Source organism: Paraburkholderia sp. GAS82 (assembly GCF_050436285.1).
Classification (GTDB): domain Bacteria; phylum Pseudomonadota; class Gammaproteobacteria; order Burkholderiales; family Burkholderiaceae; genus Paraburkholderia; species Paraburkholderia phenazinium_B.
The window spans coordinates 44,542-70,813 of the sequence record NZ_JBNDLX010000002.1; the positions used below are offsets into that span (position 1 = coordinate 44,542).

General features: G+C 62.6%; 18 protein-coding genes. 7 read left to right on the plus strand and 11 right to left on the minus strand.

Annotated elements, in window-relative coordinates; genetic code table 11:
• Positions 1 to 220: 220 nt before the first annotated feature.
• Positions 221 to 484: an H-NS family nucleoid-associated regulatory protein gene (locus P3T17_RS06570; protein WP_074266457.1), complete on the minus strand. Its 264-nt coding sequence runs from the start codon at positions 482 to 484 to the stop codon at positions 221 to 223.
• 373 nt (positions 485 to 857) lie between these two features.
• Here P3T17_RS06570 and P3T17_RS06575 point away from each other — a divergent pair, with 373 nt between their 5' ends.
• From P3T17_RS06575 to P3T17_RS06585, 3 genes are all read left to right on the plus strand, one after another.
• Positions 858 to 1,496: a LysE family translocator gene (locus P3T17_RS06575; RefSeq protein WP_429405583.1), complete on the plus strand. Its 639-nt coding sequence runs from the start codon at positions 858 to 860 to the stop codon at positions 1,494 to 1,496.
• A 332-nt stretch (positions 1,497 to 1,828) separates the two neighbouring features.
• Positions 1,829 to 2,032, plus strand: coding sequence for a cold-shock protein (locus P3T17_RS06580; protein WP_012428559.1), 204 nt, complete (start codon positions 1,829 to 1,831; stop codon positions 2,030 to 2,032).
• 245 nt (positions 2,033 to 2,277) lie between these two features.
• Positions 2,278 to 2,502, plus strand: coding sequence for a hypothetical protein (locus P3T17_RS06585; RefSeq protein WP_074266459.1), 225 nt, complete (start codon positions 2,278 to 2,280; stop codon positions 2,500 to 2,502).
• A gap of 16 nt (positions 2,503 to 2,518) precedes the next feature.
• On the opposite strand, the gene P3T17_RS06590 is transcribed toward P3T17_RS06585, so the two are convergent.
• The 8 genes from P3T17_RS06590 to P3T17_RS06625 all read right to left on the minus strand — a co-directional run bounded on the left by P3T17_RS06590 (position 2,519) and on the right by P3T17_RS06625 (position 19,125).
• The gene (locus tag P3T17_RS06590) at positions 2,519 to 4,192 is read right to left on the minus strand and encodes an acyl-CoA synthetase (protein ID WP_429405585.1); all 1,674 of its coding nucleotides are present in this window, start codon (positions 4,190 to 4,192) and stop codon (positions 2,519 to 2,521) included.
• A 151-nt stretch (positions 4,193 to 4,343) separates the two neighbouring features.
• Positions 4,344 to 4,718, minus strand: a complete 375-nt coding sequence (locus tag P3T17_RS06595; protein WP_074266461.1) for a transposase — start codon at positions 4,716 to 4,718, stop codon at positions 4,344 to 4,346.
• A 154-nt stretch (positions 4,719 to 4,872) separates the two neighbouring features.
• Positions 4,873 to 5,583 (minus strand): response regulator transcription factor, encoded by a 711-nt coding sequence (locus P3T17_RS06600; protein WP_074266462.1) that lies wholly within the window; start codon positions 5,581 to 5,583, stop codon positions 4,873 to 4,875.
• A 106-nt stretch (positions 5,584 to 5,689) separates the two neighbouring features.
• A complete protein-coding gene (recD, locus tag P3T17_RS06605) occupies positions 5,690 to 7,840 on the minus strand; it encodes an exodeoxyribonuclease V subunit alpha (RefSeq protein WP_429405587.1) in 2,151 nt (716 codons plus the stop codon).
• Positions 7,837 to 11,745 carry an exodeoxyribonuclease V subunit beta gene (recB, locus tag P3T17_RS06610; protein WP_429405589.1) on the minus strand — a complete coding sequence of 1,303 codons (3,909 nt, stop codon included), beginning with the start codon at positions 11,743 to 11,745 and terminating at the stop codon, positions 7,837 to 7,839. The genes recD and recB overlap by 4 nt, the downstream gene beginning before the upstream one ends.
• Positions 11,742 to 15,386, minus strand: coding sequence for an exodeoxyribonuclease V subunit gamma (recC, locus tag P3T17_RS06615; protein WP_429405591.1), 3,645 nt, complete (start codon positions 15,384 to 15,386; stop codon positions 11,742 to 11,744). The genes recB and recC overlap by 4 nt, the downstream gene beginning before the upstream one ends.
• Entirely contained in the window at positions 15,383 to 18,010 is a 2,628-nt protein-coding gene (locus P3T17_RS06620; protein WP_429405593.1) for an AAA family ATPase, read from the minus strand. Before P3T17_RS06620 ends, recC begins: the two co-directional genes overlap by 4 nt.
• Positions 18,007 to 19,125, minus strand: a complete 1,119-nt coding sequence (locus P3T17_RS06625) for a metallophosphoesterase family protein (protein ID WP_429405595.1) — start codon at positions 19,123 to 19,125, stop codon at positions 18,007 to 18,009. Before P3T17_RS06625 ends, P3T17_RS06620 begins: the two co-directional genes overlap by 4 nt.
• Before the next feature lie 243 nt (positions 19,126 to 19,368).
• On the opposite strand from P3T17_RS06625, the gene alr reads away from it, so the two are divergent.
• Positions 19,369 to 20,436 carry an alanine racemase gene (alr, locus tag P3T17_RS06630; RefSeq protein ID WP_429405597.1) on the plus strand — a complete coding sequence of 356 codons (1,068 nt, stop codon included), beginning with the start codon at positions 19,369 to 19,371 and terminating at the stop codon, positions 20,434 to 20,436.
• Between the two features lie 14 nt (positions 20,437 to 20,450).
• Here the strand turns inward: alr and P3T17_RS06635 are convergent, their stop codons facing one another.
• Both P3T17_RS06635 and P3T17_RS06640 read right to left on the minus strand, forming a co-directional pair.
• Entirely contained in the window at positions 20,451 to 21,932 is a 1,482-nt protein-coding gene (locus P3T17_RS06635; RefSeq protein WP_429405598.1) for an ATP-binding protein, read from the minus strand.
• Positions 21,929 to 22,678: a response regulator transcription factor gene (locus P3T17_RS06640; protein WP_429405600.1), complete on the minus strand. Its 750-nt coding sequence runs from the start codon at positions 22,676 to 22,678 to the stop codon at positions 21,929 to 21,931. The genes P3T17_RS06635 and P3T17_RS06640 overlap by 4 nt, the downstream gene beginning before the upstream one ends.
• A gap of 198 nt (positions 22,679 to 22,876) precedes the next feature.
• On the opposite strand from P3T17_RS06640, the gene msrB reads away from it, so the two are divergent.
• The 3 genes from msrB to msrA all read left to right on the plus strand — a co-directional run bounded on the left by msrB (position 22,877) and on the right by msrA (position 26,130).
• Positions 22,877 to 23,389: a peptide-methionine (R)-S-oxide reductase MsrB gene (gene msrB, locus P3T17_RS06645; RefSeq protein ID WP_074266471.1), complete on the plus strand. Its 513-nt coding sequence runs from the start codon at positions 22,877 to 22,879 to the stop codon at positions 23,387 to 23,389.
• Positions 23,390 to 23,434: 45 nt separating this feature from the next.
• Positions 23,435 to 25,318, plus strand: coding sequence for a cytochrome c biogenesis protein DipZ (locus P3T17_RS06650; protein ID WP_429405602.1), 1,884 nt, complete (start codon positions 23,435 to 23,437; stop codon positions 25,316 to 25,318).
• 104 nt (positions 25,319 to 25,422) lie between these two features.
• A complete protein-coding gene (gene msrA / locus P3T17_RS06655) occupies positions 25,423 to 26,130 on the plus strand; it encodes a peptide-methionine (S)-S-oxide reductase MsrA (protein ID WP_429289303.1) in 708 nt (235 codons plus the stop codon).
• Positions 26,131 to 26,272: the final 142 nt, after the last annotated feature.

Genomic DNA, 26,272 nt, shown 5'->3' on the forward strand with positions numbered 1-26,272 from the left:
GAAGGGGACGCGCGCTTTACTGCGCTCGTAAAGGATGACCGTTCATCGTAGCCACCCGCTACGGGTGTGCCAACGAAGCGTTGTTCATATCGATAGCTTGTCTGGGGATGACAAAGCCTCTACCCGGACCGATGTGTCCGAAGGCTAGCAGGAAGGAGATGGCATATCGCAGGCCGGCGCGTATTTAGCGCCCACTGGAAAAGCCCGATTCAGCAGGGGTTTAACAGCGGAAATGCTCGATATTCTGACCGGCGTAAATCGCACGCGCGAGCCAATCGGGTTTATCGCCCTGGCCGTCCCATGTGTTGCCGTAGGCGTCCCGGTACATTATCGCCTTGGTTGCATGAGCGTCCGCTTCAATCGCCGCGGCCAATGCTTCCATCGTAATGCCGTATTCGTCCATGCGGCGACGTATCCACAGGACCAGCCGCTCACGCGCGTTCCCGTCGAGGTCGAACATCCGTTGTTCTTCTCGCTCTTTCATAACGTACCGATGTCGCGGCTGATATTGCGCGCGTTTTGAAAAAATAAAAGGCTTCGCTGAGAAACGCGAAGCCTATGCGTGATTCGGGTGAGCCGAACGCCGTTCGACCTCACCTTGCCTTTTGCGCAAATGCGCCCCCGGAAATGATGCCCGACAAATCTATTGATCAGGAAATCCGTTCGGCAAGCGGCTCGAATCGTCGCCCGTCTGGCCCTTTACCCTCAAGGGCTGCTTCAGCGTCTATATCTGGATTTTAGCACCCATTTTTTCCGCCGCGCACGGCAATACGCGGTGGAGACCTCGATATCGCGGCAGTAGCGTGCTATTTTGTCGTTCCAGACTTTCTTTCGCCCTACTCAAAAGGAAAGCAGCCATGTCTCCGTCAACTGCAATCGCCGCTATTCTCACTGCGCTTTTGATCGGCGCCATGAGCCCAGGACCGAGTTTTGTCATCGTCGCGCGCAACTCGATCGGCCTGTCGCGGCGCGACGGACTGGCGACCGCGCTTGGCATGGGAATCGGCGGCGTGTTCTTTAGCGGCATCGCCTTGCTAGGGCTGTACACCTTGCTGGCCGCGGTCACGTGGTTGTATGTGAGCCTCAAGGTGGCAGGCGGCCTGTATCTGATCTATCTTGCGTCGAAGATCTGGCGGGGCGCAAAGACCCCGCTCGCGTTCAACCAGGGGCAAGCGAATGCCAGCGCCAATCCGAGAAAATCTTTCTGGATTGGTTTGAGCACACAACTCAGCAATCCGAAAACCGCTATTTATTACGGCAGCATATTCGCGGCCCTGTTACCCCAGCATCCGCCGCTGTGGTGTTATTTCGCGTTGCCTCCAGCGATCTTCTCGATTGAAGCCGGGTGGTATACGGTCGTCGCATTGTGTTTTTCCAGCAAGCGTCCACGCGAACTGTATCTGCGGGCGAAGACCTGGGTCGACAGGGTTGCGGCCGGTGCGATCACTGCCCTGGGCCTCAGATTGATCATTGCGGCACATCGCGTCGGACTTTAACGCGTCTCGAGGTGCGGAGCCTCGGCCCGCTCCGAGCCGAATCCTTGCAAACCATGCCAGGCATGACATCCAGAGGGTTCGCCGCGCGCCGTTTTCTTAAGGGGGGCTGACCATTTGGCGCTCCGCCGCACGCCGCCCGACGGAAACTTTACAAGATAGTTCTTGACGACAGTAGTCCCGAACCGCTATTGTGGCCCTCGAAGTTCAAGAAGTTCGATTGCTGTTCATCAATTGCTCGCTCCCTCAGCGGTATTCGTTGTCCATTCCCTCCTTGACGCTTCACGTGCTCCATAGCGAGCGATTTCTTACTTTTTCTACCTCAAGGATTCTTCATGGATACCGGTACCGTTAAGTGGTTCAACGACAGCAAAGGCTTTGGCTTCATTACACCGGACAAGGGCGGCGACGACCTGTTCGCTCACTTCTCGGAAATCAGCGGCGACGGCTTCAAGACGCTGGCTGAAAACCAGAAGGTGAGCTTCGAAACGAAGCAAGGCCCCAAGGGTCTGCAAGCGGCTAACATCAAGCCGCTGTAAAGTTTGAAGGGTCCGGTATCCGACATCGGGTACCGGGCTGCAGCGACACCCTCGCGGAGCTTGGTCTCCCACAGTTGGCGTAATCGCTTAGCAGTTTCTTTGCGCCAAACGCATCGCTTGCCCCCTCATCCTCCCTGGCTTGACCGGCTTTAACGCCTTTCCCCGCCTTTTCCATCAGGCATTCGCTTCGGCTCGAACGGGTTCGTCCTGATCGCCGTGAGCGCGTACGAATATTTAAAATTAAAATGCAAAACAAACACATTCATCATTACAACGGCTATGCCGTCCAACCTTCGGCACATCGTTTGCCTGACGGTTCGTTTTCCTCCAACCTGTTGCTCGAGCGTGCCGACACGGCTCGCACCGAAGCGCGCTATCAGTTCTACTCGCTCGACTACTTCAACGACGAAGAACAGGCGCTGCAGCACTCATGCCGCTGGGCCCGTCATTGGGTCGACAGCCGCGGTTAATAGCGTCCGGCCCGCTTCACGGTTTGGCCTGCGGTGAGCTAGCACTCCCGTCGGCCAGATCAATCGCGCTGCCGGATTTCACCCGTGCGCGCAGTTCGAATTTCTGGATCTTCCCGGTCGACGTTTTAGGTAGCTCTCCAAAGCGAACTGCCTTGGGCAACTTGAAACTCGCCAGGAACAGACGGCAATGCGCGATGATCTCTTCGGCAGTAGCCTCTGCGCCCTCTTTCAGCTCGACGAAGGCGCAGGGCACCTCGCCCCACTTCGCGTCGGGCATCGCCACCACGGCGGCCACCGAAACCGCCGGGTGCCGGTATAACGTGTCTTCGATCTCGATGCTCGAGATGTTTTCCCCGCCCGAAATAATGATGTCCTTGCTGCGGTCGCGAATGCGCATGTAGCCATCCGGCATCATCACGCCCAGATCGCCGGTATGGAACCAGCCGCCCCTGAAGGCATCTTCGGTGGCGCGCTCGTTCTTCAGATAGCCCTTCATGCAGATGTTGCCGCGAAACATGATTTCGCCCAGCGTTTCGCCGTCGTTCGGTACCGGCTCGAGCGTGTCCGGATCCAGCACGGTCGCGGCGGCTTGCAGGTGATAGCGCACGCCCTGACGTGCGTTGAGCCGCGCGAGTTCGTCGTCGCCGACGCTGTTCCAGTGTTCTTGCCTGGCACAGACAGACGCCGGTCCGTAGACCTCGGTGAGGCCATAGACGTGAGTCAGATCGAAGCCAATCTCCTTCATCCTGGCTATCACTGCAGGCGCAGGCGCCGCGCCGGCCACCATCGTGGCGACCCGGTGCCCGATACCTTCGCGCCACGCTTCAGGCGCATTGGCCAGCGCGCTCTGGACGATCGGCGCGCCGCAATAATGGGTGACACCCTCTGTGCGAATCAGCTCGAACACGGTCTTCGCGTCGAACTTGCGCAAGCAGACATTGACGCCCGCACGCGCCGCCACGGTCCATGGAAAGCACCAGCCGTTGCAATGAAACAGCGGCAGCGTCCATAGATACACCGCGTGCTTCGGCATATCCCATTCGAGGATGTTGCTCACGGCGTTCAGATAGGCGCCGCGATGATGGTAGACGACACCCTTCGGATCGCCCGTCGTACCGGACGTGTAGTTCAGCGCGATCGCGTCCCATTCGTCGGCCGGCGGCTGCCATGCGAATTGCGGATCGCCGCCTTGCAGGAAGGCTTCGTAATCGGTTGCGCGTGGAAACCTGTGCGGATCAGCAGGCATCACGTCATTGACGCTGACAATCCGCAGTTCCGGAAACTCCAGCGAAGCACGATGCGCCAGTTCGGCGTACTCGGTATCGACGATCAACACCTTGGCCTCGCCATGCCGCAACATGAACAGGATCGACGCGATATCGAGCCGCGTGTTCAGCGTATTGAGCACCGCTCCTGCCATCGGCACACCGAAATGCGCTTCAATCATCTGAGGGATGTTGGGCAACAGCACCGCGACGGTGTCGCCACGTCCTATCCCTGCCTGTTGCAGCGCGCTGGCAAGGCAGCGCGTACGCTCATACGTCTCGCGCCACGTGCGTCGGACCGCACCGTGAACCACCGCGCAACGCTCGCCATAGACCTGCGCAGCACGAGCGATGAAATCGATCGGCGTGAGCGGAACATGGTTCGCCTCACGGCGGCCGAGACCTTCGTCGAACATAGGCATCATTGGGTCGTCTCCTCGGGAGCCAGCGGCTCCGCTGTCCTTCTGCGTCTTATGGCCAATCAGCTTATCGTACTCGCGACTTCCCATGCGGCATAGCGGGAAGACGCCGTGCGATCAAGCGTGAATGGTACAGAAGGGAGACGACGCGTCGAAATCAGGCAGCTTTGTTTTCGTGCTGCTCGCGCTTGCGGGAGACGTAACGGGCTAGCACCGCGTCGGTATGAAACAACTCGAGCGCGATGTCCGACAACACACCCGCCTCACGCCAGCGTAAGTAGTACCGGTGCGAGGTCTGATAGGGAGGGTAGTTCTGCGGCATGGCGTTCCATGGTTTGCCGGTACGCAACACCCACAGAACGCTGTTGACCACGCCACGCAGATTCACGCACGGACGCCCTCTGCGCACAACGCTCTGGTTAAGCTCGGGCAGCAGCGGCACGATACGTTCCCACTGCGCGTCGGTCAGATCGTAGACCGAAAGCGCGAACGGTAGCGGCGAATGCGATTGGGTCGACTCGAGTGTATTCATACAAGTGAGGAACGCTAACGACGCGACTGAGGGTGGCATCCGCAGGACGACTATCCGGCCGCCCTTCCGATGCCTTGCATTCAGCTTAACTGATGCGCCGGTCGAAGAAAGTCAAATCTTGTTAGATCGATCTGTAGGACTAGCCGTGGGACTGCTAGTCGCGCGTGTCGATCACTTCATCGCCGATCTGTTCGAGCCGGTAGCCATAACCGTAGATCGGCGTGAGGCGGTAGCCATTTTCCGGGCGCAGGCCCAGTTTCGAGCGCAACATCGACACATGGGTGTCCATGGTGCGCGTGGGAATGTCGACGGTCTGCTTCCAGACCATATCGACGATATGCGCCCGCGACAACGGGCGGTTCAAATGCTGGAACAGCAACAATGCGAGTTCGAATTCCTTCTGCGTGAGATTCACCAATTGTTGCTTCACGTGTACCTGTTTAGCGTTCAGGTCGAATTCGAAATCGCCAAAGGTCGCTTTGACGGCAGCCGCGTTGAGCTGATAGGTGCGCCGTAGCAGCGAGCCGACCCGCGCTAGCAGCACACTCGCGGCGACCGGTTTGACGACGTAGTCGTCCGCGCCGGCATTTAACATTGCAACGATGTCGCTTTCGCGGCCGCGCGAGGTCATGAAAATCACTGGCACGCGCTCGGCTAGCGTCGAGCGCACCCAGCGCAATACTTCTTCGCCGGACAGGTCCGGCACGATCCAGTCGAGGATCAGGAGATCGAAGGTCTGACGGTGCAACTGCTGGACGAGTGCGCGACCTTCGGAAAAGGTATGGCAGACATGGCCCGCCGCTGACATCGTTTCATGCACGAAAGCGGTTTGGGCGGGGTCGTCATCGAGTACCGCGATTCTCATGCTCGCCTCTTGAAGTGACATGCAACATGGGCGCGAAATTATTGTAGCCCGGTGGGACAAAAGTCGCTGATAAGCCTGAACCCTGGTGACGCATCCATTAGTCCGACTACTGCGTTTCGCGCTCAAACCCCGCCATCAACCCGCTCGCCCGCTGCACCTTCGCGCACACCGCCTGTTCGAGCACGGGCTTACCTTGCGGGATCGCCAGAGTCAGAAACGCCCGCGCCCGGGTGATGCCTGTGTAGACGAGTTCGCGCGACAGAATCGGACTAAACGTATCGGGCAACACCAATGCGGCATGCATGAATTCCGAGCCCTGCGATTTGTGTACGGTGAGCGCGAGCACTGTTTCCACTGCCTGCAAACGGCTAGGCAAAACCCACTTGATGCCGCCTGTGCCGTCGGCCGCCGGAAAGGCCACTCGCAACACCGGGTTCTCATCCGTCGTGCCCGGAAGCTCCAGCGTGATGCCGATGTCGCCATTCATCAGCCCCAACTCGTAATCGTTACGGGTTACGAGCACCGGCCGTCCCGGATACCACTCGCCGCGCATCGCAATCAGCCCGTCTTCCTGCAGCAGCCGCGCAATGCGCTTGTTGAGTCCTTCGACACCCCACGGTCCGCGGCGCAACGCGCACAGAAGCTGGAATTCGCCGTGCGCCTTCAGCACCGCGCGCGCCCAAATGTCAAATGCTTCGGGCGCGTCGTAGCGGTCAGGCTGCTGGGTGCGCATCGTCTCCAGATAATGCCGATAGCCATAGCGTGGCCGGCCCAGCTCGCCATTGGCGCCGAACAACTGCGCTGACGCCGATGCATCGCTAGCGCCGCCGTATCCATCTATAACAAGTGCCTTAAAGGACGCATCGTCAGTAGCCGAGCAAACCAGCAACGCGAGATCCGCGTGACCGTGTGTCCAGATCCTGGCGACAGCCGCAGCGTCACCCGCATTGACGAGCGTAGCGAGCTGGCCGATCCCGCTCTGTGCGGAAAACCGATGACTGTGCCGCAACATCGCGATCGACTGATCGAGCGCCGTGCCCTGTTCGTCCAGCATGGCGCCCTCGATGCGCTCGCCGGTTGCGGCGAGCAACCAGTCGCGCGTGGCCGGCGTGTAATGCCCTTCGCCCGCACGCTGACACAGTTCCCCGAGCACGGCCCCGGCTTCGACCGACGCCAACTGATCTTTATCGCCCAGCAGAATCAGCCGTGCCGATGCGGGCAATGCGTCGAGCACGGCCGCCATCATCTCGAGATCGACCATGGAGGCTTCGTCGATCACCAGCACGTCAACCGGCAATGGATTGCTCGCGTCGTGACGAAAACGCCGGCTGTCGGGACGCGTGCCGAGCACGCGATGCAGCGTCGTCACTACGGTCGGGATCGCCTCGCGCACAGCCGCGCCGTTCGGCAGCGCGTCGACGGGCAGTTGCTCGACCGCGCCTGCAATCGACTCGTTCAGACGCGCCGCGGCTTTACCGGTCGGCGCTGCGAGACGAATCCGCAACGGTCGCGCGGGACGCAGCGGATTCGCTATGCCGTCGAGTGCAAGCGTCTGCAGCAACGCAAGCAGTCTGACCACGGTAGTCGTCTTGCCGGTGCCTGGGCCGCCGGTAATGATGCTGAACGCGCTGCGCGCTGCCAGTGCGCAAGCGAGCTTCTGCCAGTCCGCGCCCGTCACGTTGGCGGCGCGCGGTGGAAACAACGCGTCCAGCGCGGTGCGCGCAGAACCGGCCTGCAGCGACGCTTCCATCTGCGCCGACGCCGCGAGCCGACGCTCGATGCCAGCGCGCACATCCTGCTCGTATTGCCAGTAGCGACGCAGATACAGCCGCGTACCGACGAGCACGAGCGGCGTATTGCCGGCATCGGCGCCGACCAGCGCTGGCTGATCGAGCGCTCCCAGCCAGCGCGCGAGATTCACGCCTGCCAGGACTTCCGCCGGCGCCTGCGGCGGTTCCACTGTGGTGAGCGCCTGTGGTCCATCGGGCGGCAACGAAAGCGCGAAGGTCGGATCGTCCAGTGTCGCCTGCAGGTCGAGGCACACGTGGCCACGCCCCAACTGATGACTCGCGAGCGCGGCCGCCAGCATCAGCAGCGGCGGCGTCTGCGGTTCCTCCGTCCACAGGAAGCGCGCGAAGCCGGCATCGAGCGCGCGCAACCAGCCGCGCTCGACCCACTGGTCCAGCACGGCGAGCATGCGGCGCGTGTCGCCCTTGGCGTCAGTGATGGCTACGGTGTCGTTGGAACGGGGCGTCATTCGATTTCCTTCAACGCATACTCATCGACATCTTCGCCCGCGGAGCGATGATGCGCAAACAGCGCATCCAGTTCTTCGATCAACTCGCGCGGCGGCCGCTCGACATGCAAGCCCTGACCGGGCGCACGACCGCCCCGCAAAAACAGATACACCGCACCACCCACGTCGCGGTCGTAGTCGTAATCCGGCAGACGCACTTTTAACAAACGATGCAGTGCGAACAGATACAGCACGTACTGCAGTTCATAGCGTGAATGCAGGATCTGCGCGCGCATCCTCGCCGGCGTGTACGCCGCGTCATCCGGTCCGAGCCAGTTCGACTTGTAGTCCGCGACGTAATAGCGACCTTCGTGTTCGAACACCAGATCGATAAAGCCCTTGAGCATACCGTTCAGGCGGGCGGGTTCGAGCGCGGGCCGCGCTTCGCCATCGAGTGTCAGGTCGCACACGAGTTGATCGAGCACTTGTGTATCGACGGTGTGCGCCGCGAGCCAGAACTCCATTTCGGCCATGTATGACGCGGGGTCAAGATTCGCCAGCACGACTGGCTGCACCGTCTCGCCTTCTACTGGCGGCAGTGCGAGCGGCGTGCGCAGCAGGTACAGCAGCCAATCCGTCAACGGTTCGATCCAGCGCGGCCAGCCACGCAGATTGCAGCGGCGCGCCACGGTATCGCGCACCGTTTGCGGGTGGGCGGCGAGCTTCGCGAAGCCTTCGTTGGCCGCCCACTCCATCAGGTCATGCAGGAAACTGCCTGCGTCCGCGCCACGCAGAAAGCCGTGCAAGGTCTCATCGGCCGGCAACGCGAGCGCGGTCGCGGCCGCGGCGGGCGCTGCCGGTTGCACGTGCCGCGGCGGCGCTGTTGACGCAACCTCGTCGTCTTCGAGCGTTTCTGCTTCAAGCAACTCGTGGAAAACATCTTCACTGCGCGTTTCAGGGGCCAAGCGTGAATCGTCTGTCGCCGCGTCGTCGGTCGCGCTTACCGGCACGGAAACTACATGAGCACCCGTACCGCCGATCACACCATTGTCCTTGCGCAGACTCGAATAACTGGCGATCCACCACGATTCGCGCACGGGCCGCGTCAGCATGCGAGCTTCACCGCGCAACTGCTGTGTGCCGAGCGGCACGAACGGTTCGCCGGTCGGCGGCGGCGCCTCGGCAATACTGATATCGCCACACGCACCTCGCAATTGCTCCAGCAGCGCGCCTAGTTCAGTGCCGGCAATCGGCTTGCCACCACCGAGCAGATAGCCGAACGCGCTCAACTCGACGCTCTGGATCGGCGCAATCCCCACCCACGTCGCATAGCGCGCCCGCGTCAACGCCACATAAAGCTTGCGCAGGTCTTCGCCGAGCCGCTCGCGGTCCGCTCGCGGCAACACGTCGACGTCACCCAGCGTGATGTGCAACTTGCCCGCTTCGTCATGCCATTTGAGCGGCATATCGTCTGCATTGACCGGGCGGTAGGTGCACGCAAACGGCAGGAATACCAACGGATACTCCAGCCCCTTTGACTTGTGTACCGTCACCACCTGCACCAGACCCGCATCGCTCTCGAGACGCAGTTGCCGTGCATCGCCGCCCGCATTGGCGCCCTCATCCGCGCACTGTTCGTCCAGATAGCGAATCAGCGCGTGCTCGCCGTCAAGCTGCGCACTGGCCTGTTGCAGCAGCTCGGCCAGATGCAGCAGGTTAGTCAGCACGCGTTCGCCGTTGACTGCCGCGCCTGCCGTCTGTCCGAGCAGCCGCTGCGGCACGTGGAAATCGTTGAGCAGACGGCGCAGCATCGGCAGCACGCCTTTGTCGCGCCAGCAGTCGCGGTAGTCGCGGAACCGCAGCACGCACTTCTCCCACGCAAGTTCGTCGCGGTTGAACGTATCAAGCGCGGCCCAATCGAGTCCGAGCGTCGCGGTCGCCAGCGCCGTGCGCACCAGACGCCCGTCATCGGGGTCCGCACACGCCGCGAGCCAGTGATGCAATTCCTGTGCTTCCCCCGTCTGAAACACCGAATCCCGATCGGACAGGTAGACGCTACGCACGCCGCGTTCAGCCAGCGCAGCGCGGATCGCACGCGCTTCCGTGCCGTTGTTAACCAGCACCGCCATATGGCCCGGCTGCAGCGGCGTATTGCCACTAGCGCCTTCGAAGGCCGCGTTGCCGGCTTGCCCCAGGTTGAGAAGGCGCACCATCTCAGTCGCGCAACTGGCGGCCATCTCGCGCAGATATGCTTCCTTGCTGAGCGGCTTGCCTTCGTCGACGGAGGGCAGCCACCACGCACTCAGCGCAGGCACCTCCATACCCTGGACCTGCAGCGAGTCTTTACGGCCTGCTGCGTCGGCGGCAATAAACGGAAGCGGATTGGCTCCCCCCTCGGCGCTGCGGAACAGGAATGCCCCCTCGCCGCTCTGCCGCTCTTCGGCCGCCTCGAAACAGCGATTGACGGCGTCCACCATTCCCTGCGTCGAGCGGAAGTTTTTCTTCAGCGTGAACAACCGTCCAGCGCAGGCACGACGCGCTTCAAGGTACGTGTAAATATCCGCACCACGGAACGCGTAAATCGCTTGCTTCGGATCGCCAATCAAAACGATTGCCGTGTCCGGATCGTTCTCCTCAATGCGGTAGACGGCATCGAAAATCCGGTATTGCACCGGGTCCGTGTCCTGGAACTCGTCGATCAGCGCGACCGGGTATTGCTGACGGATGATCTCAGCCAAGCGTTTGCCGTTCGGCTTGTGCAAGGCTTCGTTAAGACGCGTGAGCAGATCGTCGAAGCCCATCTGCGAACGGCGCGCTTCCTCTTCCGTGAAGCGCTGCGCAATCCAGCGGGCCGAGTGCCGCAGCAATGCGCGTTGCGCAGTGGGCTGTGCGGCCAACGCGTCGCGCAGCGTCTCCATCGCGACGAAGGCAGGATGCGCCGGTGGCTCGCCGATGAGCCAGATTTCAGCGACGCCAGCCCGCGTAAACCGCGTCCACACTGCGGCGGTAGCCTCGAAATCGGGCCGCTGCATGTCGGGCGTGTTGGCCCAGTCGCGAAGCTTGTCGAGCCACTTCTTGCAGTTCGGCGCGTTCAGGCTCGTCGCCTTGAACTGCTTCTTCGCCCGCGCGTCGTCGAACAGCGTCTGGAGTTCGTCGCACCACTTTCCCCAGTTCGTCTTCAGATGGTCGACATGTTCGCGCTGCTTTTTGCGCGCCTCCTGCAGCGCTTCGAGCGGCGGCGGGGCCTCTTCCAGCAGATCGGCATGGCCTAGCAGACCGCGAATCGCCTGCTGCAGCTTCGCCGGGCTCGCGAACCATTGGCGAACTTCCGCCGCCGACTGCACATCAAGCGACGCAAGGAAGGTGCGCCAATAATCGCGCACGACTTCAGCGCGCAACTCGCTCTGGTCGGTTTCGAGCGTCTGCGAAAACAGGCTGTCGCTGTCGAACGCATGCTCGCTCAACATCCGGTTGCACCAGCCGTGAATCGTGGAGACCGCGGCCTCGTCCATCCATTCGGCGGCGAGCTGCAGGCGGTGCGCGCAGGCGGCCCACTGCTCGACGTCGTAGCTGTCGCGCAAGTCGTGCAACAGGTCCTTGCCGGAGGGGAGCGGCTCGACCTCCTCCGGCGACGCGCGGAAATAGGCGGCGGCCTCGATCAGCCGCGCGCGGATGCGATCCCGCAACTCCTTGGTGGCCGCATCGGTAAACGTCACGACCAGGATTTCGGGCGGCGTCAGTGGTCGTGCTTCGCTATCCGCTCCACGATGACCGAGCACGAGCCGGACGTACAGCATGGCGATCGTGAAGGTCTTGCCAGTACCGGCGCTCGCTTCGATCAGGCTGCTGCCCTGCAGTGGAAATTCGAGCGGCTTTAGTTCTACCGCGGTTCCCTCGGACTGGTGCGTTGTCAGGGGAGTATTCATTGCGCGTCTCCCGTTTGTGACGATGCATTTTTCGGTTTCGACACCGAGACCGGAATCGCGCGATGCAGCGGCAACAACAGTGCGACGGCAAGTGTCTCGAACTCGCCGCTTTCAGCGAGCGCGTCGAAATCCGGGTAGGCACGGGAGAGATACGCGTTGGTCTGCCGCTCGCCTGCCTGGCGACCCACGCCATCGTAAGTGAGACGGGCGGCTTCGCGCGCTTCGTTGAGCTGCGCAGCGAGCGTCTCACCGCCACCATTAAAGTCATGCTCGCCACCCGCGCCCGCGCGACTCTCGGCATCGGCGAAATCAAGCGCACCTGGCCGCTTTCTAAGCCACGCAAACGCCGTTCTAACGGCGAGCGGCAGCGGTTTGCGTGTGCCTTCGTCCCAGGCTCGCAGCAAGGTCAGCAGATGCGCGCGCGCCACGTCCTCCGCGAGCGGTGTGAACTCCACGCTCCCTACCTTGCTGACGATTACGGTCGTGACCGCGCCTGCAGCAAGCTGCGCGGCCAGGTGCCCCACCCAATAGGCGATAAGCCGGTCGCCGCGATACTTGCGGTCCTTGATCAGCGTGCCCGGTTCGAGAAACACCCGGCCACGGGTATGGTTGGGACCGGCCCGCAATTCGCCGACCCAGTCTTCGATCGTCAGCGTGCCCAAACCCGGGCCGCCCTCCACGCGCAGTTCAAACTGCTCGTCCAGAAGATCGGGCCAGCGCTGCAGTTCCGCCCGAAAGCGCTCGAACAGATCGGCCATCGGTTCCATCAACTCACCGGCGATAACCTCGCCGAAACCGCCTGCCGCCAGATCGCCGCTGCGATGCATGCGCTCGAGGCGGGCCATCGCCGCCGGCAACACATCCTCGTCACCGCGCTCCAACGCTGCAGCCTGTGCGCGAATCAGTTCATTCTGCAATTGCCACGCTTCAAGCTGATTGACTTCAAACGGCTCGTGATTCTCGCTGGCCGCATCTTCGGCTTCGAAAGCGACGCGCAAACGCTGCCGGAAGAAGCTCTTGACCGGATCCTTGAGGAAGTCCGCCAGCTCGCGCACCGATAACGGCTCGGTCCGCTCCAGCGGCGGTAGCGGCGCATCATCTGCAGCTGTGCCAAAGCCAGACCGCGGCACAGCCCGGCTCCATTCCCGTGCATACGTGAACAACCCCGACGCCTTCGGCTGCACCGGGAAATAATCCGCGCTGAACGGTTGCAGCTTGTGATCCACTGTAAGCGCCTTGAGGAGCGCATCCGCATCATCATCCGCTGCGCCTTCGAGACGCCAGCCCGCTTTCAGATGATCGCGCAACTGACCGACCAGCACCGACGGCGGACGCGGCGTGTTGTCGTTGACACTGCGCCCCACCCACGACACATGCAGATGCTCGCGTGCCGACAGCAGCGCCTCCAGAAACAGATAACGATCGTCCTCACGACGCGAGCGGTCGCCAGGCCGGTAGTTGCGGCGCATCAGGTCGAAGTCGAGCGGCATCCGGTTACGCGGATAGTCGCCGTCGTTCATGCCGAGCAGACAGACGACGCGAAACGGAATCGCGCGCATCGGCATCAGCGTTGCGAAGGTAACGGCGCCAGCAAAGAAGCGCTGCGTCAGGCCACCGCCTTCGAACTGGGACAACCAGTAGTCGCCGACAATCGAAAGCGGCAGCTCGCCCGTAAGCGCCGCCTCGTCGCACGCATCGCGCCAGGCTTCGAGTGCGGCGTCGAGGCGTTCCAGTGTGTAGGCGTCCTCGCTATCGTCGGTGGCGAAGAAAGTGGTCTTGAGCCAACGCAGACGGTTGCACCATTCCTCCACCGTAGCGGGCTCGCGTAGCGTCTTCCAGGTGTGGTCGAGCGCATCGACGAGGCGCGTCAGCGGCCCCAGCAACGCTGCATCCAGTCCGCCGATTTCCGCATACGGTTCGATCTCGCGCCACGCGCCGGCTTTGTCGCCCGCGGCGTAGCCGAGCAGCATCCGGCGCAGACCGAAGGCCCAGCTGTTCGGCGCGTTGTCGGCGCCGGCCTGCGGTAAGCCCAAACTCGCGCGCTGTTCAGCGTGCAGCCCCCAACGGATATTGGCCCCGCTGACCCACGTCCGCAGCTTCGGAAGATCGTCCGTACTGATGCCGAAGCGCGCGCGCAGCGCGGGCACTTCGAGCAGATCGAGCACATCGCTGACCGTCAGGCGCGATTGCGGCAGCGCCAGCAGCGTTTCGAGCGCGCCGATCAGCGGATCGAAATCGCGCTGTCCGCGGTCCGCCACGCTAAATGGGATGTAGCGCGGGTCTTCCTTGTCGAGCAGACCGAACACGGCCTGGATATGCGGCGTATAGACTTCGATATCCGGCACCATCACGATCACGTCGCGGGGACGCAAAGTCGAATCTGCGGCGAACGCGGCTAGCAACTGGTCGTGCAGGATCTCCACTTCGCGCTGCGCGCTGTGCGCGACGTGGAAGCGGATCGAGTGGTCCGTGTGCGGGTCCACCTCGTCCCAGAGATCACGCGTTTCCCGTATTGGCCGCAGATCGCGAATGTCGTCTTGCAGCTGCTGCAGCATGGTCAACGCGTCTTCGCTTTCGAACAGGTCGATCCGCTGCCCGATACCAGTGAACTGCGATGCGTAGCGTGCGCGTTCCTCCGCGCTGTCGTACTCATCGAGCAGACCGATAAAGTCGCGGCCCTGTTTCCCCCACGCCGCCAGCAACGGTTGCGCGTGCAGGTGCAACTGCGCATCGTCCATTGCGACAGGCGCACCCTGGCGGCGCTGCTGGCGCGAGCGCTCCGCCCGCAGCAAATCCTTGTCGGCGACGATGTCGGCCCAATAATGCGCACAAGGGTTATGCACGCACATCAGCACCTGGGTCCAGCGCGAGAGCGCGGCGAGCACTTCCACCGCCTGCCTCGGCAAACTCGAAATGCCGAAAATGATCACCCGCCGTGGCAAATCAGCCGGACGTTCGTCGTCAGGCATGGCGGCGGCACGCCGCATGAATTCTTCGTGCACCGCGGCGCGTCCAACCGTCGCCATGTCGATGCCATCCGGTGCATGCGCCTCAACGTCCTCCAGCAGCGAGCGCCATAGCGCCGCCTGCCAGCGGTATTCGTCCGGCAGCGGTGTGCTGTTGTTGCGCGCGTCGATCTGCACGTCCTTGCCCGCGGCCCATGCCGCGAGCCAGTCCGCGCGGTACACCTGATACTGATCGAACAGATCCGCCACCCGCTGCGCAAGCTGGAAGCGTTTGCGCTGGTCATCATCGCGGGACATGAAGCGTTTGAGCGGCGCGTACTCTGGCGATTCGAGCAACTCGGGCAGCAGACGCGTGAGCCGCCATACGAGGCGCGATTTGTCGAACGGCGAGATGGCCGGCACCGAGTCTTCGCCAAGTACCGCGCGATACACCTGCCACAGGAAGCTCGCCGGCAGCGACATATCGAGCGCTGCCGAAATACCGCAACCACCGTCTTCAGGATCGGCGGCCAGAGCGAGTTTTAGCCATTGAGCAATGCCGTTGCTCTGGACGAGGATGACCTCCTTTTCCAGCGGCCTCAGCGGATGCTGGCGAATCCATTGCACCATCAGATCGCGCAGGCGTTCCGGCTGATTACCGTGGACCAGCATAAGCCCTGCGGGAATCGAGCTCATGCGGCGACCCTCAGGTCATCAATAGCGCGTTGTTTGACGCCGAGGTCGTCCCATAGCTCCGGATGACAGGTGAACAACAAAATCTGATGGCGCGTCGCTGCGTCGAGCAGGGCGCGCTTCAATGCGTCGCGGCGTGTGCCGTCGGTGTGCACTGCGGCGTCGTCGAGCATCAGCAGCGTGGGACGTCCGGAGGCCTTCAGCAAGTCTGCGTAGGCTAGGCGCGCGAGGATCCCCATCTGTTCGCGAGTACCGAAGCTGAGGGCATCGAGTGTGTCGATGCGGCCGTCTCGCTGCAACGCGATGGGGCTCAGGTCGTCGCCAAGTTCGAGCGCCGACTGCGGGAACAGACGCTTCAGATAATGCCCGAGCCGTTCCGTCAACGGCGCGCGCAATTGAGCCACCGCCGCATCGCGTTCTTCGACCAGCACCTTGTCGAGCAGGCTCAACGCGCCAGCGCGCAGACTGAGTTCGGCTTTGCGGCGCTCCATCTGCTCAATCGAGGCGTGCACAGCGGCGAGCCGCTCGCCGAGCCCGGAAGCACCCATGGTTTCCAACTGGCTGCGCAGTTCGGCGATCCGCACTTGCCGCTCCTGCTGCTCGGTGCGTGCGAGTTCCGCCGACGCGCGATAGCGCTTCACCTCCGCAGCCGGATCGTCGGTGCGCGCGGCGCCGAGTTCCTGATTGCGTTCGTCGCGCTGCTTCGTTAAAGCGTCCACACGTGCGCGCTGTTCGACGATTTTTGCCTGCCATTGCGAGCGACGTGCGCGAAACGCTTCGTCCTGCAACTGTGCTTCCTTGCGTTGGACCTGTTCGGCAAGCGAGCCGCTCGACGCGAGTGCGGTCGAACGCCGCTCGCTGGTTTGAGCCAAAGTCCGCGTCGCGGACTCGATCGCCTGGCGTGCCTCATCTGAAGTGCGACGCGCTTCGTCGACGCCTGGAGCACCCGCGACATCGGGCAATTCGGCAAGACGTTTGTCAGCTGTTTGGTGACGCGCCAGTGCGCTTGCTAACGAAGCACGCAGCGGCTCGATGCCCTTCGGTGCATGCACCGCGAGAATCTTTTGCTGGCTCTGCAGATGCGCCACCTGTGCTTTCCATTGCTCATGCCGCGTCTGCGCATCGCTGAGTGAAGCTACGCCCAAGGCTCGCAACAACTCCGCTTGCTGCGCTTCGGCATCGGACAGTTCCGTACGCAGCGCTGCGAGATCCGATACGCCGGGCACAATGCGCAACTCGCCGACGCCCGGCAGCTCAATAGTCTGCTCATCGTCGAGCCGCAATACGCCTTCGCCTGTGAGCGTTTCGCCGCCCACCACGATCGCCCCGCCGCTCAACCGATAGTCGATGCGCGTCATCGCAGCTTCCTTGCGCGCCCGCAGCACACTGATGCGCGATTCAAGCGCTTGCAGCCGCTGCAATTGGGCCACATCGATTTCGAGCGAGGCTGCGCTGCGCGTCGCGTCGAGCACCGCGGTCTGCGCAGCCTCCGCAGCAGCGATCGAAGTTTCAAGCCGCGCGATCTCGTCCTTGTGCAGCGTGATCTGATTGTTCAATTCCTGCGCCATCACAGCGGCATTCGCGAGTTCGAGCGCGCGGGCTGCAGCATCACTAATCTGCTGGCAACGCGCCACTCCAGCGCTTGCTTGAGCGTGCTCAGCATCGGCTGTCAGCACCGCCGCCTTCGAACGTTCGAGTTGCTGCCGATCGTTGGCAAGCGTCGCTTCCAGTTCCGCCGCGCTTTGCTCCTGCTGCAACGACATGGCCAACTCGACTTCACTGACGTGTAGCGTTTGCGCCAGCCCCTGTACGCTACGCTCGAGTTCGGCCAGCGCGGCGGCACGCGCCTGCGCTTGCGCTGCCTTTTGTTCGTGAACTTCCCAAGGCCGCTTGCGTTGCGCATCCTCGAACGCTTCCTGCTGCGTCGCGAGACGCGTGAGGTTCTCGTCGAACTGACGACGTTGCGCATCGAGCGTGTCGCGTTCGCCCGCGAGCGTAGCCAAAGCCTGCTCAGCTTCAGCAAGCGGACCCGTCGAGCGTTGCGTGCGCGCGGTGAGCAGTTGCCGCAACTCGCGTTGCACCGCGCCGATCAACACATCTTCGCCGGCCGAGCTGTTACCGCCCGAAAGCTGCGTAAGCGCATCACGCAAATAGAGTGCCGCGTGGCCGCTCGCATCGCGCACGTCATGCGTTTCGCCTTGCTGTACCCACAGCAACCCCGGCACACCGGCCTGATCGGCCTTCATCGCACCACGCGTCGCACGCGAGAAACCAAGCAGCGCCGCCAGCCGGTCCTCGGCTTCATCCTCGCCGAACACCTGCTGACCGATCCGCAGATCGCAGCGCTGCCGCGTGACGAACTGTTTGGCGAGCATGCAGGCGACGCCATCAAGCGTGAAACTGACTTCCACCGACGGCTGCCCACTCGCCTTTCCCCAAGGCAACAGGTCTTTCAGATGCGAGGCTTTGTAGCGTTCGAGAAACACCGTGCGCACCGCTTCGGCGATCGTGCTCTTGCCCGCCTCGTTCGGTCCGATAAAAAGATTCAAACCCGGCTGCAGATCGCCGATGAACAGACGTCCGCTGAACTGCTTGAATTCCTGGATCGCGATGCTTTCTAGCTTCATGCAGGCCTCGCTTCACGCTGAAACTGGGCAAGCAGCAATAGCGCTTCCGCCGCGAGTTTCGCCTGCTGCGGGTCGGCCTGCAGATCGCGTAGACGCGCGACCACTTTGCCAAGGTAGCCGCTTTGCGCACCGAGCGCGGCGAGGTCGTCCTCAGTGGGCTGCACTTGCAGTTCGCTCATCTCCACGCGTAGTGCACGCACTCGTGCGCGGGCTTCGTCCACAGCAAGACGCACGGCTTCGGCGGAAGCGAGATCCGTTGTACCGCGCACGTCCAGCTTGAGCACGTCCGTCGCACCGAGCGCCTGCAGACGCGCTTTCAACGCGTCCACATCGCTCGGCACCACGATCTCCTCTTCCCAACGCAGCCAGCGATATTTGCCCACAGGCACCGCCTGCACCGACGGCAGCGCGCCTGGCTCGTCGAGCGTGACATCGAGCATGAAGCCCGGATCGTTGGCGCGGAAGCGGTCCTGCTCATGCGTGCCGGCGTACCAGGTGCGAGCGTTCACCTGGAAGTGGCCGTGCCAGTCGCCCAGCGCGAGATAGTCGAGGCGCGCGGTCTCGGCGCGGGTCGGCTCGATGGGATTGGTCGAATCGATTCCTTCCTGCAGGATGCCGCTCACGCTGCCGTGAGCCAGGGCAACGCGGAAATAGTCGGGCGGCGTCGACGTCTGGTCAAAAAACGCCGTGGTGTCGTCGTAGGTGATGCGCTGCGTAAGCGGCGCGCAGAGGAACGCGCACTTCAGCGCGTCGAACTGGACGACGCCCGGTGTCAGCACGACATGCACATTCGCCGGGATGCAGTTCAAACGCTGCGCACGCGTCCAGACACTTTCGACCAGCGCCGCATCGTGATTGCCGGGCAGCATGATCCACGCGCCGGTAAAGCCTGCGAGCGCGCCGAACAGGCGCCGGATGACGGTATCGGAGACAGTCTGCTGATCGAATACGTCGCCGGCCACCAGCACCGCATCGACGCGGCGCGTGGCGGCCTCACTGGCGATCCGGCGCACCGTTTCGAAACGCGCTTCAGCAAGATGCGCGGCTTCCTCGGCGTCGAACTGGCCGAATTGGGTGCCGATCTGCCAGTCCGCGGTGTGCAGAAATCTGATCATGAAGTTCCCATTCTATGGATGAGCGTAGCTGCGTGCGTCATGGATCATGGATGTTACCGTGACCGCGGCTCGAAACGGAGCCGCCCAGGTCATTTTCGCGGGCATTTTTTATACTGAAATTCGACAGAAATACAGTAACAAAACCTGAAAACGTCGATCTATGCTAGTGCCCGAAACTGGGTGGAGATCAAAAACCCAGTGCATGCCGCTGACTCCTAACCCCTATTTCCGCAGAGGACTTCGATGCCCCGCCCGATTGTTGCCCGCATTCATCCGGATGCCGTCCGACACAATCTTCAACTGATCCGGCAAAAGACCCCTGGCTCGCGGGTTTGGGCCGTCGTCAAGGCAAACGCCTATGGGCATGGAATCGAACGTATCTATTCGGGCCTGGCCGATGCCGACGGTATTGCACTGCTCGACCTCGACGAGGCGGTCCGCGTGCGCGAGCTGGGCTGGACGAAGCCGGTTCTGCTGCTCGAAGGCATCTTCACGCCGGGCGACGTCGCCGTTGCGGACGAGCAGCGCCTGAGCGTCTCGGTGCACTGCACGGAGCAGCTCGAACTGCTACGCGCCGCCAAGGTGACGCAGCCTGTCAATATCAACCTGAAGATGAACTCCGGCATGAACCGCCTGGGATTCAGACCGGACGTCTACCGGGCCGCCTGGGAACGGGCGCGTGCAGCGGAATCGATTGGCAACATCACGCTGATGAGCCACTTCGCCAGCGCGGACAATGACGATATCGACTGGCAGGTGGAGCGGTTCGATGCCGCCACCGCCGGGATTCCCGGCGAGCGCAGCCTTGCCAATTCGGCGGCGGCTCTGTGGCATCCGGGCGCCCATCGGGACTGGGTCAGGCCGGGTATCGTTCTTTACGGTGGCTCGCCGTCGGGCGTGTCGCGCGATATCGCGGACACCTCGCTGCGCGCGTCGATGAGCTTGACGAGTCAAATCATCGGCACGCAAACGCTGTCTGTGCAGGAGACCGTCGGCTATGGCCGAAAGTTTGCGGCCAACGAGGAAATGCGGATCGGCGTGGTGGCCTGCGGCTACGCGGATGGCTATCCGCGGCACGCACCGACAGGAACACCAATCGCCGTGGACGGCACGCTGACACGCGTGGTGGGCCGCGTGTCGATGGACATGCTGACCGTGGATCTCACGCCCTGCCCGGACGCACATGTCGGGTCGCAAGTCGAGCTATGGGGCGATCAGGTGAAGATCGACGATGTGGCCGAGGCGTCGGGCACGATTGGGTATGAACTGATGTGTGCCTTGGCGCGCAGGGTGCCCGTTGAAGTAGATTGAGCGCCCCAGGCACTCTAGGCATGCACTGCGGCGCTGATCGGCAACTCGAAAGAAAACGTCGTCCCGGTGCCACCATCGCGCTCAACCAGACGAATCCGGCTGTGATGCAATTGCAGCATGCGTTGAACAATCAGCAGCCCAAAGCCCCCGCCGCGATGCGCCCCACCCGCGCTGAACGGCCGCTCGAATAGTCCTTCGCGCATCTCGGCCGGAATACCCGGACCGGTATCGCTGACCATCACCTGCACCTTGCCATCGCGATACGCGAGCTCGACATCAATCGCCCCTTCTGCCGGCGTGTGGCGAATCGCGTTATCGAGCAGATTGGTCAGCACACGCTCGATCATCCCCAGATCGGCACTAACCGTCGGCAAGCGCGGCGGAATGTTGGCCCGCAACTGGATACGCCGAGCCTCGGCCGGCAATTCGAATTTCTGGAACACGTCCTGCACCAGATCGACCAGCGAAAAATCCTCCAGCGCCGGCTGCACATTGCCGTGCTCGAGCCGCGCCAGTTCAAACAGTGCCTGCGCAAGCCGCCCCACCTTGACGCTCTGCGCCAGCGCGATCCCCAGATAGCGCTTGCGTTCCACGTCGCTCAGCGTATCCGCCTTGAGCGATAGCGTTTCGAGGTAGCCGTGCAGCGAAGTCAGCGGCGTGCGCAGATCATGCGAAATGTTGGCGAGCAGTTCGCGCCGCTGCTGATCCTGCCGCGTCAGTGCGCGCCACTGTTCGCCGATGCGATCGGCCATCTGCGTGAAAGTGGCCTCCAGTACGGCGATTTCATCACGCCGCCCCGCCGACGATGAGCGCGGCACCTTCGGCTGCGTATCCGGCTCACCGTTGGCATCGAACTGGCGCATCGCCTCGGTCAAACGCCGCAACGGCCGTGTGATGAAGCCAAATGCCATCAAACCTGCCACGAGGCATAGCAGCGCCACCAGGGCCATCGACCACAGCGTCGTCCGCAAAACCGAGCTTGCGGCCACGCGCGCCGCGAGCTGGTCGTGCGCCTCGCCCTGCAGCACGACGTAGATGTAGCCCGAAGGCGGCTGCCCGGCCGTTTGCAATGGCGCGGCGCTGAACACCTTGCCCCCGTCGAGACTGCGCGGGTCGTCACCGAGGATCGGCAACGCATCGCCGGCAATGAAGCGTCGGATCGGCGCGAGGTCGATCTGCTGGCGCTTGACGCGTCCGGCGGGGGCATCATCGCCCTTGATGCGCCCCTCGTTGTCGAGCAGATAGACCTCGACGCTCGGATTGACTGCCATTAACTGGCCGAACAGTTGCCGCACGGCGTCGGGTCGCAGGCCATTGGCATCCATCAGTGTCGCGCTGCCGGCAATGTGTGCGGCAAGGTCGCGCGAGAGGCCCTGCACGACTTCCTTCTCGTGCAGGTCGCTGGAGCGAATCTGCAGCCACGCGGACGCGCCCGAACAGGCGAGCAACAGCACCGAGAAGACGATCAGGAGCCGCTGGGTAAGCGTCAGGTTCACGATGCATCCTTCTGCTTGGAGTCTTGGGAAGAAGCCCCTTCAGAAGGCGCCACGAGCTTGTAGCCGTGCCCCCAGACGGTCAGGATGCGCGAAGGCTGCGCCGGATCGGCTTCGATCTTCGCGCGCAGCCGGTTGATGTGCGTGTTGACCGTATGCTCATACCCCTCGTGCTGATAACCCCAGACGGCGTTCAGCAGATCCATCCGCGAAAACACCTTGCCCGGATGCTGGGCGAAGAAGTACAGCAGGTCGAATTCGCGCGGCGTCAGCTCGATACGGCGGCCATCGACGGCTGCTTCGCGCGTCAGCGGATCGATCGTCAAACCCGCGGTCTGCAATGTACCGGCGTCGATCCGCGAGTCTTTCGCCATTGCATCGACGCGCCGCAGCAGCGCCTTCACCCGCGCCACCAGTTCGAGCACGGAGAACGGCTTGGCGAGGTAGTCGTCGGCGCCCAGTTCCAGGCCAAGAATCCGGTGCACTTCGCTCGAACGCGCGCTGGTGATGATGATCGGCGTGTAGCGCGTCATCGCGCGGGCCCGCCGGCAGATTTCCAGGCCGTCGACGCCGGGCAGCATCAGGTCCAGAATCAAGGCATCCCAGCCGCCCTGCTCGAGCAGCCGCAGGCCCTCGTTACCGTCCGCGCTATGCACGACTTCATAGCGTTCGTCGCGCAGATGCAGGCTCAAAACGTTGGCAATGTCGACGTCGTCCTCGACGATCAGTACGCGCTTCGGATGATCCATAGGGGCTTCAAACGCCTGTCAGGCGGTGGTTGGAGGGGTGTTCGGTCATAGCAGCGCAGGAACGCCGCGTTGCCCCCATTGTGCAAAATTTCCAGCCGGCGAGTTATCACATTTAATTTAACTTTCTGTGAGGACTTCGACACCGCCTCCGTCCTAGTATGGCGCCACTATCCTCAGACTGGCACCAAGGAGCATCTCATGCAAAGTCGCAGACGTTTTCTGTTCTCGGGCGGCGTAGCCGTGGCGGCGCTGGCCGCCGTCAGCCGTTTGCCGAAGCTGGCCGCGGCGCCGACCGATACCGGCACGCCGGCCAAGGCCTTCGAAGTGACCCACACGGACGTCGAATGGGGCAAATTGCTGACCCCGGCACAGTACAAGGTGCTGCGCGAGGAAGGCACGGAGCGCCCCTACTCCAGCCCGTTGAACGAAGAACATCGCACCGGCGTGTTCTCCTGTGCCGGATGCAAGCTCGACCTGTTCTCGTCGCATACGAAATTCGACAGCCATACCGGCTGGCCGAGCTTCTGGGCGCCGCTCGATCACGCCGTGGACAAGCGCGAGGACAGCTCGTTTGGCATGTCGCGCACAGAAGTGCACTGCCGGCGCTGCGGCGGGCATCTGGGCCACGTCTTCGACGACGGCCCGAAGCCCACCGGCCTGCGTTATTGCATGAACGGCCTCGCCATGGAATTTACGCCGGCCGCCACCTGAACCCCAGTGGACCAAACATAGGCCAATAACCTTTCTGGACCAGTCATGTTGCTCATCGTTCTTGCCTACCTCGGCGGCGCCCTGACGATTCTCAGCCCGTGCATCCTGCCGGTGCTGCCGTTCGTCTTCGCGCGCGCCGATCAGCCATTCGTGCGCAGCGGCCTGCCGCTGCTCGCCGGCATGGCGCTCACGTTCGCTCTGGTGGCGACGCTTGCCGCGGTCGGCGGCGGCTGGGTGACCCAGGCCAACCAGTACGGCCGCTGGGTCGCGATTGCGCTGCTCGGCGTGTTCGGCTTGACCCTCCTGTTTCCGCGTTTTGCGGATCATCTGATGCGCCCGCTGGTGAGCGCCGGCAACCGCCTGTCGAACTTTGCCCAGGCCGATGGCCAGCAGGTGCGGGCGGGATCGTCGTTTCTGCTCGGCATTGCAACGGGACTGCTGTGGGCACCGTGCGCGGGTCCGATTCTCGGTCTGGTGCTGACGGGTGCGGCGCTGCGTGGTGCGAGCGTCGGTACTACGCTGCTGCTGGTTGCCTATGCGGCCGGCGCGGCTACCTCGCTGGCGGTGGCGCTGCTGATCGGCGGACGCGTGTTTACGGCGATGAAGCGCTCGCTGGGCGCAGGAGAATGGGTCCGTCGTGGGATCGGCGCGGCGATGCTGTGCGGCGTGGTTGCGATTGCGCTGGGTCTCGACACGGGCGTGCTGACCCGCGTGTCCACGGTGGCGACCGGCGGTATTGAACAGAAGCTGGTCGACCGGCTTGCGCCCCGCACGACGACGGCGATGGCGGCGGCCAACCCCCTCGCTGCTTCGGGCACGATAGCTGCCTCTTCCGACAACGACGTGGTCACCACAGGCAACGCGATGGTCGCGACGTCGGGCAGCATGATGGCGGCGTCATCCGGCGGCATGCTGCGCGCAGCACAACCCGTTAGCGAAAACGCACCGCCGTTGCCTGTCGAAGGCCAGTTGCCGTCGCTCAACGGCGCGGTCCAGTGGCTCAACTCGCCCCCTCTGACTGCCCAGAGCCTGCGCGGCAAGGTCGTACTGGTCGACTTCTGGACGTACTCGTGCATCAACTGCCTGCGCTCGCTGCCATATGTCAAAGCATGGGCCGAAAAGTACAAGGATCAAGGGCTCGTCGTGATCGGTGTGCACGCCCCGGAATTCGCCTTCGAACGCAATATCGACAACGTGAAGAAAGCCACGCATGACCTCGGTATCGACTATCCGGTAGCGATCGACAACAACTACGCCATCTGGCGCTCGCTGAACAACGAATACTGGCCGGCGCATTACTTTGTCGATTCACAAGGACGCATCCGCTATCACCACTTCGGCGAAGGCGACTATGCGGAGTCGGAGAAGGTCATCCAGCAGTTACTGGCTGAAGCAGGGCACGCGAACGCGACCAGCGTCCCGACGGGTTTGACCAGCACCAGCGTCATGGGCGTGGAAGCAGCGGCCGACAACTCGGATATGAAGTCACCGGAAACGTATATCGGTTACTCGCGTGCCGAGAACTTCGCTTCGCCTGGCGGCGAAGCAGAAGACAGGTCGCATACGTACGCGGCCCCCACACAGCTCTCGCTCAACGAGTGGGGTCTCGATGGCAAGTGGCGGGTCGGTGAAGAGCACGCGACGCTCGCCGCAGCGTCCGGTGGCATCGTCTACCGCTTCCATGCGCGCGATCTGCATCTGGTGCTCGGTCCGGACAAAGACGGCAAGCCTGTGCGGTTCCGCGTCAGCATCGACGGCGCCGCGCCGGGCGCAGCACACGGCAGTGACGTGACGGCCGACGGCACAGGCACGGTGACGGAGCAGCGGCTCTATCAACTGGTGCGGCAGACCGGCGACGTCAAGGATCACACCTTCTCGATCGAGTTTCTGGACCCGGGCGTCGAAGCTTATTCATTTACGTTCGGCTGATGCCGGGCGCGATGTCGATACGTTTGCAGTACTCAACACTTAAGACTTAACAGGTGATCATCGTGAGCAAAATTTCAGACAAAGTAGCTTCGTCATCTCCGTTAGTGAAGCGTGCATCGTTCGCGAAGCTGGCAGGCGTTGCAGCGCTCGTCCTCGGCGCAGTCGCCGTGCAGCGCGTAGCAAACTCCGCGGAAGCGGCAACCCAGGTCCCGCCGCCCGCGCAGGACGAGAAAGTCACCGCGACCCATAGCGAAACCGCGGTGTTCGCAGGCGGCTGCTTCTGGGGTGTGCAAGGGGTGTTCGAACATGTGCGCGGGGTGAAACAGGTCGCGGCAGGCTATAGCGGCGGCGCGGCCAGCACCGCGCAATACGAAACCGTTAGCGGCGGCGACACCGGTCACGCTGAATCAGTGCAGATCACCTACGACCCGACGCAGATTACCTACGGCCGGCTGCTGCAGATTTTCTTCTCGGTTGCACATAACCCGACCGAACTGGATTACCAGGGCCCAGACCACGGCACGCAGTATCGTTCCGCCGTGTTTCCGGTCAATCCGGAGCAACGTATCGTCGCGCAGGCATATATAGCGCAACTCGACAAGGCGCATGTGTTTTCGCAGCCGGTGGTCACGCGCGTGGAGAACTTCAAGGGCTTTTACCCTGCGGAAAACTATCACCAGAACTTCCTCGTGCTGCATCCCGACTACCCGTATATCGCCATCAACGATTTGCCCAAGGTCACCGATCTGAAGAAGATGTTCCCGGATCTCTATCGCAACGATCCGGTGCTGCTGAAGGTTGCTTCGTCATAGAAGGGCACGTTACGCTGTATCCTCAGGAAGATGATCCTGTGCTTGCGCAAGTTGGACACCTCCTCGCAATGAGGTGTCCAACTTGCTGCGCGGGCACGCGGGAACCTGCGGAGTTGGTAGGATTCAGAGTTCTGGTGCGGTT

Coding starts and splice junctions, on each gene's coding strand:
- P3T17_RS06575 (WP_429405583.1), top strand. CDS start 858: ATGTCTCCGTCAACTGCAATCGCCGCTATTCTCACTGCGCTTTTGATC.
- msrB (WP_074266471.1), top strand. CDS start 22,877: ATGCAAAGTCGCAGACGTTTTCTGTTCTCGGGCGGCGTAGCCGTGGCG.
- P3T17_RS06590 (WP_429405585.1), bottom strand. CDS start 4,192: ATGATGCCTATGTTCGACGAAGGTCTCGGCCGCCGTGAGGCGAACCAT.
- P3T17_RS06585 (WP_074266459.1), top strand. CDS start 2,278: ATGCAAAACAAACACATTCATCATTACAACGGCTATGCCGTCCAACCT.
- P3T17_RS06570 (WP_074266457.1), bottom strand. CDS start 484: ATGAAAGAGCGAGAAGAACAACGGATGTTCGACCTCGACGGGAACGCG.
- alr (WP_429405597.1), top strand. CDS start 19,369: ATGCCCCGCCCGATTGTTGCCCGCATTCATCCGGATGCCGTCCGACAC.
- P3T17_RS06595 (WP_074266461.1), bottom strand. CDS start 4,718: ATGAATACACTCGAGTCGACCCAATCGCATTCGCCGCTACCGTTCGCG.
- recD (WP_429405587.1), bottom strand. CDS start 7,840: ATGACGCCCCGTTCCAACGACACCGTAGCCATCACTGACGCCAAGGGC.
- P3T17_RS06600 (WP_074266462.1), bottom strand. CDS start 5,583: ATGAGAATCGCGGTACTCGATGACGACCCCGCCCAAACCGCTTTCGTG.
- P3T17_RS06580 (WP_012428559.1), top strand. CDS start 1,829: ATGGATACCGGTACCGTTAAGTGGTTCAACGACAGCAAAGGCTTTGGC.
- P3T17_RS06640 (WP_429405600.1), bottom strand. CDS start 22,678: ATGGATCATCCGAAGCGCGTACTGATCGTCGAGGACGACGTCGACATT.
- recC (WP_429405591.1), bottom strand. CDS start 15,386: ATGAGCTCGATTCCCGCAGGGCTTATGCTGGTCCACGGTAATCAGCCG.
- P3T17_RS06620 (WP_429405593.1), bottom strand. CDS start 18,010: ATGAAGCTAGAAAGCATCGCGATCCAGGAATTCAAGCAGTTCAGCGGA.
- P3T17_RS06625 (WP_429405595.1), bottom strand. CDS start 19,125: ATGATCAGATTTCTGCACACCGCGGACTGGCAGATCGGCACCCAATTC.
- recB (WP_429405589.1), bottom strand. CDS start 11,745: ATGAATACTCCCCTGACAACGCACCAGTCCGAGGGAACCGCGGTAGAA.
- P3T17_RS06650 (WP_429405602.1), top strand. CDS start 23,435: ATGTTGCTCATCGTTCTTGCCTACCTCGGCGGCGCCCTGACGATTCTC.